The organism is Gryllotalpicola sp. CP2-P1, from assembly GCF_057512245.1.
In genome coordinates, this window is record NZ_JBLRDT010000369.1 from 1 (window position 1) to 1387 (window position 1387).

General features: G+C 69.4%; 3 protein-coding genes. All 3 read right to left on the reverse strand.

The genetic code is table 11. The annotated features are described in order from the left end of the window. Positions 1 to 762 (reverse strand): nitroreductase family protein (locus ACM2XV_RS15290; RefSeq protein ID WP_487027566.1); only part of this gene is annotated, 762 nt, incomplete at its 3' end. 10 nt (positions 763 to 772) lie between these two features. Further along, a complete protein-coding gene (locus ACM2XV_RS15295) occupies positions 773 to 958 on the reverse strand; it encodes a hypothetical protein (RefSeq protein ID WP_487027567.1) in 186 nt (61 codons plus the stop codon). Between the two features lie 133 nt (positions 959 to 1091). Next, on the reverse strand, positions 1092 to 1387 hold a 296-nt coding region (locus ACM2XV_RS15300; protein ID WP_487027568.1), incomplete at its 5' end, for a class I SAM-dependent methyltransferase.

The window sequence follows — 1387 nt, forward strand, 5'->3', positions numbered from 1 at the left end:
GCACGACTCGCGGAAGACGAACTGCGACGGCAGCTTCCGCTCGTGCGAGGTCCAGTCGATCGCGGGCCGACGCTGCTCGTCCGGAACGTACCCGAGTCGGTAGACGGCCATCAGCTCGAGCGAGTCCGGCACCCGCAGCAGCGACACGATGCGCTCCCACTGCCCGGGCACCTCCATCGGGAACGACACGAACTGGATGCCCATGCCGAGCTCGACCGTCGTGAGCCACAGGTTCTCCATCGCGGCGCCCATGCTGAAGATCGAGTAGAACGACGACAGCTCGCCCGGCCGGTTCTCGCTGCGGTCGAGCATGACGCCGATCAGAAGAGGCGACCCGGCGACCAGCTTGCGGTTCTCTTCGCCGAGCGTCTGCGGCACGCGCAGCAGGTTCATCAGCTTCTGACCGCGGGGAGTGAACGCCTGCGAGGTGAACGGCCTGAGCGGCGCCGGCAGCTTGTCGAACAGCATGCCGCTGCGCTTCTCGTCCATCTCGGCCTGCGAGAAGCGGAAGTACGGCTTGTAGCGCTCGAAGAACGTGCCGTTCGACATCGCGGTCGTCATGCTCGCACCGCTGATCTCGGCGATCTGCTCGATCGTCGCCCGGTCCTCGATCAGAACGAACCGCCACGGCTGGCTGTTCAGCTGGCTGGGGGCGCGCGAGGCGGCCTCGATCAGCAGCCGCTGGTGCTCCTGCGACACCGGGTCGGGCAGGAACGGCCCGTTCGTCGTCTTGCGGCGGCGCACGACCTCGAGGAACTCCATCGGCTCTCCTTCAACTGAGCAGCGCGAACGCCGCGGCGAGATAGAACGGGGCGGGCGCGAGCCCGGTGATCGGATGCCGCACTCCGCGCGTGCCGACGAACGGGATGAGCGCGAACGGCACGAGCGCCGGCAGCAGCAGCCAGCCGGCGAGCGGCTGCCGCCACAGCCCGGCGGCCACCGCCGCTGCCGCCAGCACGAAGGTGCAGATGTAGAGCGCGTGGTGCAGCCAGTGGATCCGCTCGAATCCACGCGCCGAGTCGCGACGAGCGTTCCCAGCGCCAGATTCGAGGCGTAGCTGAGGGATGCCACGAGCAGCGCGACCCCGGCGATCACCGCGCCCCCGACCATTCGTCCCTCACGAGCAGCAGGCGCCAGGGGAACATCCGCTCCACGCGCCATCCGGGCTCGATGGCGGCGAGCTCGCGCGCCGTGTAGCTGCGCCGGATAGAGCGCAGCCCGTCGACGAGCGCGAACGAGTCGACCGCGAACGGCAGCGCGCCGACCGCCCAGGCGGCATACGCCAGCCTGCTGCGCTCGATGTCGTCGTGCACGATCAACCGCGTGCCGAGCGTCGCGCTGTCGGCGAGCAGCTCGGCCCGCTCTGCGTCGCCCAGGTGGTGCAGCA